At 68.6% G+C, this 5,920-nt stretch carries 5 protein-coding genes; 2 read left to right on the top strand and 3 right to left on the bottom strand.

All coding sequences use genetic code 11. The features are described 5' to 3' along the window. On the top strand, window positions 1-1,039 hold a 1,039-nt coding region (locus tag AC2VOR_RS16725), incomplete at its 5' end, for a GH12 family glycosyl hydrolase domain-containing protein (protein WP_486964155.1). Window positions 1,040-1,181: 142 nt separating this feature from the next. On the opposite strand, the gene AC2VOR_RS16720 is transcribed toward AC2VOR_RS16725, so the two are convergent. Continuing rightward, window positions 1,182-2,030, bottom strand: coding sequence for a class I SAM-dependent methyltransferase (locus AC2VOR_RS16720; RefSeq protein WP_369738651.1), 849 nt, complete (start codon window positions 2,028-2,030; stop codon window positions 1,182-1,184). Window positions 2,031-2,054: 24 nt separating this feature from the next. Next, window positions 2,055-2,714 (bottom strand): hypothetical protein, encoded by a 660-nt coding sequence (locus AC2VOR_RS16715; protein WP_369738650.1) that lies wholly within the window; start codon window positions 2,712-2,714, stop codon window positions 2,055-2,057. 97 nt (window positions 2,715-2,811) lie between these two features. Between AC2VOR_RS16715 and AC2VOR_RS16710 the strand changes: the two genes are divergently transcribed. Continuing rightward, window positions 2,812-4,239 (top strand): amino acid permease, encoded by a 1,428-nt coding sequence (locus AC2VOR_RS16710; protein ID WP_369738649.1) that lies wholly within the window; start codon window positions 2,812-2,814, stop codon window positions 4,237-4,239. Between the two features lie 6 nt (window positions 4,240-4,245). Here AC2VOR_RS16710 and AC2VOR_RS16705 read toward each other — a convergent pair whose 3' ends face one another. Further along, window positions 4,246-5,700, bottom strand: coding sequence for an aldehyde dehydrogenase family protein (locus tag AC2VOR_RS16705; RefSeq protein WP_369738648.1), 1,455 nt, complete (start codon window positions 5,698-5,700; stop codon window positions 4,246-4,248). Between the last annotated feature and the right edge of the window lie 220 nt (window positions 5,701-5,920).

The following is a 5,920-nucleotide window of genomic DNA, read 5'->3' as shown; positions in this document are numbered from 1 at the left end:
ATTCAACCTGCCCTCAAACGAATCCATCACCAATGCCTGGAACGCACAGATCGCTCACACGGGCACCCAGTACACCCTGACCGCCGAAAGCTACAACGACACGATTGCGCCGGGTCATTCAGTGACGGTCGGCTTCCAGGCCAGCCAAACCGGCTCCTACGCCCCACCCACCCATCTGCTGGTCGACGGACACTCAATCCCCACCGGCACCGGCACCGGCACGGGAACCGGAACCGGCACGGGCACGGGCACGGGAACCGGCGGTACGGGAACCGGCACGGGTACCGGAACCGGCACGGGCACTGGAACCGGAACGGGTAGCACGGGCAGCGGCAGCACGGGCACCGGAACCGGAACGGGCGACACTGTGATCACCACCCAGTACGGAAAGACGACGATCGAAAATTCCTACCTGGTCCAGAACAACGCCTACAACAATCCCAACGGGCAGACCATCGACGTCACCTCCACCGGATTCACGATCACCGGGGAAAACGGGTCTGCCCCCACCAACGGGGCGCCGCTGGGATACCCGTCGGTCTATCTGGGCACGGCCTATGGCGCCAGTTCGCCGGGCACTCCCCTGCCCGAGCAGTTGAGCCAGATCCAAACCGCCACCAGCAGCATCAGTTACACCTATCCCAGCCACGGGATCTACGACGCGTCCTACGACATCTGGCTGAATCCGACGCCTATAACGAACGGTGTCAACCATCAGGAGATCATGATCTGGTTCAACCATCAGGGACCGATCCAGCCGGTCGGCTCGGTGGTGGGCAACGCCACGATCGACGGGCGCAGCTTCGCGGTCTGGGAGGGCAGCAACGGTCAGAACAATGTCGTGTCCTACGTCGCCAGCACGCCCATGAACTCCTGGAACAACTTCAACGTGCTGGGCTTTGTCGACAATACGGAAACCATTGAGCAGGTGACCAACTCGTGGTATCTCACCAGCATCCAAGCCGGCTTCGAGCCCTGGAGCGGCAGCGTCGGCGCGTCGGTCAACTCATTTTCGGCAAGCGTCAACGGCGGCAGCTAGGAAGTGATCGATCCGCCGGCCGTCCGTTGATCTCCTCGGGTTGGGGAGCATCGAAGCGCATGTCGAACTCGAGCGAGATTCCCATGCCGCGATGGTGAAGCCGCTCGGACGTCCCGGCGTTCACGATGCGGGGCCGGCCGAATCATGCGGGGGCTAGAAGGGCCGCCGCGCTCCACGCCCTGCGGCCCGGGCGACGGGGATCGGGCTGGGGCAGCCTTGCCGCGAGCCGCATCAACGGCGGCAGGCGACGGAACCGGCGCGCGGCCGCGAGCAGCGATTCGGAGTGGACCGTGCGCCAGCCGAGACCTTCGAACCAGGCCAGCCCGTTCTCGGGTGCGCACTTGAACGGCGCGTTCTCCAGCATGCCGGCCATCTTTTTGTTCATCATCGCCCTGAGGCCGGGGCCGGCGAAGTCGAGCATCCACCAGCCGACCTCGGGCCGCTGCATGGCCGCCGAGAGCGCGGCGACGTCGGCCTCCTCGAGATACATCAACAGGCCTTCGGTCAGCACCAGGGCCTTCGTCGCGCCGTCGAGCGCGTCGTCGAAGAAGGCGCCGCGTGCCCGCGGGTCGGCCAGATCGACGGCGGTCCGGCTCAACCGGCAGCGCGGTGTCTGGTCGGCGAGCAGTCGCGTCTTCTCCTCGAGCAACGCGGGCAGGTCGGCCTCGATCCAGGTGAAGTCGGGCGGAAGATCCAGGCGGTACGGCCGGGTGTCCAGCCCCGCGGCCAGGTTCAGCACCCGGTCACAGCCGTCGGCGATCGCTTGGGCGATGGCGTCGTCGATGATCTTGGTGCGCGCGACGAGCCACCACCCGTTGCGGGTCGACCGCGGCACCGCGGCGACGATCGCGCGGCCGTGCTCGCCGGCGAGGCGCTCGGCCAGCGGATCGCGGAACAGCGCGTCCGGACGGGCCGACTCGGCGGCCCGGTGTAGCGCCGTCCACTTCGCCGTGTCGGATACGTGGGTGATCGAGCTTCCGGGGCCGGGCATACGTTGCGTTATAGCACCCGCCGGTCACCGGCCGGCGAACCATGCGGTCGTCACCGCATGGATCTGTGGCGGCGGGAACGGAGTGCTCGAGGTGCCCACCTGGCCGACCTTGACCGTCCACACCGGTGCCGCGCGATCTATGCAGGTTCCCGCGCCCTGGCTGGGCAGCCACAGGACCGCCAGGTGGGCGGCGGGGTCGCCGCAGCCGTACACCCCGACATAGCCGTCGTCCCGCCCGCCCCACGCGCCGCCGTTGCGCAACAGGCAGCGCGTGCCGTCGTCGAGGACCAGCGCGAACGGATCGGGCGTCGCGAGCGGCTGCACCGGCGGCAGCGGACCGCCGTAGCCCACCCGGTGCAGGCGCATGTCCCAGGGATTGTCGATGCACAGCAGCGACCCGGGTGTGGCGGGCCAGCAGGTGCCGGCGCCGGCGGCGCTGGGCGAGCAGTAGTAGATGTCGTCGGCCACCGCCGACGGCGACGGGGTGGTGCATTGGTCGACGGTGGGGACGTTGCCCTGTGCCGGCGCCTCCTGATAGCCGTTGACCGGCTGGCCGTCGGGTCCCACGGCCACGATGGTGATCACCTCCGTCGGCGGCGGATCGGCATTCGCCGGCGCGGCCGGCCAGCAGACGGCCGCCGCCGCGGCGACACCGGCGGCAACGGATGCGGCTCGCGAGACCATGTCGAACCCACCTTCCGTTCGGCCCCGGATGCAGCGTAAGACGCGCGGCGTTGCGCGTGTCCGGAATCGCGCGCCGCCGGTCCGGTACCGTCCGCTAATGCCTGACGACGCCGCCGTCCCGCACCTGCACCGAGGGCTGTCCAACCGACACATCCAGCTGATCGCGATCGGCGGCGCGATCGGCACGGGCCTGTTCCTGGGGTCGGCGAAAACGATCGCCCACGCCGGGCCGGCGGTGCTGCTGGTGTACGGCATCGTCGGGTTCTTCATGTTCTTCGTGCTGCGCGCGATGGGCGAACTGCTGCTGTCGAACCTCAACTACAAGTCGTTCGTCGACTTCGCGGCCGATCTGCTCGGCCCCGCGGCGGCCTTCTTCATGGGGTGGTCGTACTGGTTGGCCTGGGTCGTCACCGGCACCGCGGAGGTGGTCGCGATCACCGGCTACTCGGAGTTCTGGTGGCCCGCGTTGCCGGCGTGGTTGCCGGCGTTGCTCACCGTCGCCCTGATCCTTGTGGTGAACCTGTCCGGTGTCCGCAACTTCGGGGAGATCGAATTCTGGTTCGCCTTGATCAAGGTCGCCGTGATCGTCTGCTTCATCGTCGCCGGGGTCGTCCTGCTGGCCACCGGATACGTCTCACCGCAGGGTCACCGCGCGACCGTCGAGAACCTGTGGAACGACGGCGGATTCTTCCCCACCGGGTTCACGGGCGCGATCGGCGCGTTCCAGATCGCGTCGTTCGCCTTCGTCGGAGTCGAGCTGATCGGTATCGCGGCGGCCGAGACGGTCAACCCACGCCGCACCCTCCCCCGCGCGATCAATGCCGTTCCGCTGCGGGTGGCGATCTTCTACATCGGGGCGCTGCTGGCCATCCTCACCGTGGTGCCCTGGCGGGACTTCGCCGGCGGGGAATCGCCGTTCGTCATGATGTTCTCGCTGGCCGGGCTTTCCGCGGCCGCGTCGATCGTGAACTTCGTCGTCATCACCGCGGCGGCCTCCTCGGCGAATTCCGGGGTCTTCTCCACGGGCCGAATGCTTTTCGGCCTGGCCGACGAAGGCAGCGCCCCGGCACCGTTCGGCCGGCTCAGCCGCGACGGGGTGCCGTCGCGCGCGCTGCTGGCCACGGCGGCACTGATGCTGGCCGCCATTCCGCTGCTCTACGTGCGTGGTTCGGTGATCGGCGCGTTCACCCTGCTGACCGTCGTCTCGTCGCTGCTGTTCATGTTCGTGTGGGCACTGATCGTGGTCAGCTACCTCGTCTACCGCCGCCGCCACGCGCAGCGCCACGCCGAGTCGGCCTACAGGATGCCCGGCGGCGTGGCGATGTGCTGGGCCGTGCTCGTCTTCTTCGCGTTCGTGGTCGCGACGCTGTGCGTCGACCGGGGTAGCGCCGTCGCCCTGGCGTGGGTTCCGCTGTGGTTCGCCGTCCTGGCGGCCGGCTGGCTGCTGGTGCGGCGCCGGCCCGGTCACGCCGAGCGGTATCGGCGCTTCCGCGCGGAGATGAACGCGGACGTGCTCGACCGGTAGGCGTCGCTACAGCTGGGCCCAGACGGACTTGGTCTGCATATAGGCCTCGATGCCCTCGCGGCCGAACTCGTGGCCCCACCCGGACTGCTTGTAGCCGCCGAAGGGCACCGTGTGGTCGAACACCAACTGGCAGTTCAGCGTCACCGTCCCGGCCTGCAGCCGCTTGGCGAGACGGTGGGCGCGGGCGAGGTTGGTGGTCCACGCGGTGGCGGCCAGGCCGTAGGTGGTGTCGTTGGCCATGGCCACGGCTTCGTCGTCGTCGTCGAAGGGCAGCACGGTCACGACGGGCCCGAAGATCTCCTGCTGATAGAGCCGCATCCCGCGCTCGACGTTGGTCAGCACCGTCGGGTGCACGAAGTAGCCCTTGCGGTCGAGCCGGTGCCCGCCGGTGACCACCTCGACGCCGTCGGACCTGCCTTCGTCGAGGAAGCCCAGGACACGGGTGAGCTGCTTCTGGCTGATCAGCGGACCGCTCATGCTGCCCTCTTCCCGGGGGCCGCCCAGTTTCAGGTTGTCGGCGATCATCGCGATCCCCTCGACGACCCGGTCGTACACGCCGCGCTGCACGAAAATCCTTGAGCCACAGACGCATCCCTGGCCGGAGTGCACGAAGATGCCCATCGCGGCCATCATGATGGCCTGGTCGAGGTCGGCGTCGTCATAGATCAGCACCGGCGATTTGCCGCCGAGCTCCAGCATGACCTTTTTGAGGTTGCCGGCGGATGCCCGCACGATCTCCTTGCCGACGTCGGTCGACCCGGTGAAGGCCACCTTCTGGACGTCGGGATGCGCGGTGATCGCCGCGCCCGCGGTGTGGCCGTAGCCGGTGAGCAGGTTGACGACGCCGTCGGGCACGCCGGCCTCGGCGATGAGGCGGTCCAGCAGGAGCGCCGAGAGCGGGGTCTCCTCGGCGGGCTTGACGAGCATGCTGCACCCGGCGGCCAGCGCGGGCGCGAGCTTGGCGCTCGCGTTGAAGATCGGGCCGTTCCACGGGAAGATCAGCCCGACGACGCCGTAGGGCTCCTTGAGCGTGTAGGTGTGCATGTCGACGTACGTGTCCGACGCGATGCCGCTGGTCTTGACGTCGTAGGCGTTGCCGTTGACCTTGGTGCACCAGCCGGCGTAGTACCGGAAGAACTCGGCGCAGGTGGGCACGACGAGCTGGGCCTGCATCAACGGCATGCCGGTGTTGAGCGAGTCGAGTTCGGCGAGCTCGTCGGCGTGTTGCTCGATCAGGTCGGCGATGCGCCACATGACCTTGGCCCGCTCGCGCCCCGGCAGGCCGGCCCAGACGCCCGCCTCGAAGGCTGCCCTGGCCCGCGCGGCCGCGTCGTCGACGGCTGCTGGCCCGCAGTCGGTGAATTCGGTGATCGGCTCCTCGGTGACCGGATCGATGACGGGGATGACCTCCCCCGACCCCGGCCGTTTCCGAATGTCCTCGAGTACCGACTGCAGCGTCATCCGATCCTTCCCCGTCGCTTGTCGCAACCGGCGCCACGATGCCCGGAATGCTGAGCACTTGCTTAGCATTCCGGGTGCGGCGCGGTCAAGGGTCCACGGTCGCGGCGGAGCCGCCGGTGCGCGTCGGCCGCGTGGGGTACTCTCCCGTCGCTACCGGACTCAGGAGGGCCCCGATGGGATGCTGCGAATTCCCGGCCGCGGCCGAGGGCTGCGACGGCGC

Source organism: Mycobacterium sp. TH-M103 (genome assembly GCF_057473785.1).
The sequence above is the reverse complement of the archived record's forward strand: the minus strand, read 5'-3'. Positions and strand labels throughout refer to the sequence as shown.

What these genes read in the sequence shown, in the direction of transcription:
- AC2VOR_RS16705 (WP_369738648.1), bottom strand. Translation starts at nt 5,700, where the DNA reads ATGACGCTGCAGTCGGTACTCGAGGACATTCGGAAACGGCCGGGGTCG.
- AC2VOR_RS16715 (WP_369738650.1), bottom strand. Translation starts at nt 2,714, where the DNA reads ATGGTCTCGCGAGCCGCATCCGTTGCCGCCGGTGTCGCCGCGGCGGCG.
- AC2VOR_RS16720 (WP_369738651.1), bottom strand. Translation starts at nt 2,030, where the DNA reads ATGCCCGGCCCCGGAAGCTCGATCACCCACGTATCCGACACGGCGAAG.
- AC2VOR_RS16710 (WP_369738649.1), top strand. Translation starts at nt 2,812, where the DNA reads ATGCCTGACGACGCCGCCGTCCCGCACCTGCACCGAGGGCTGTCCAAC.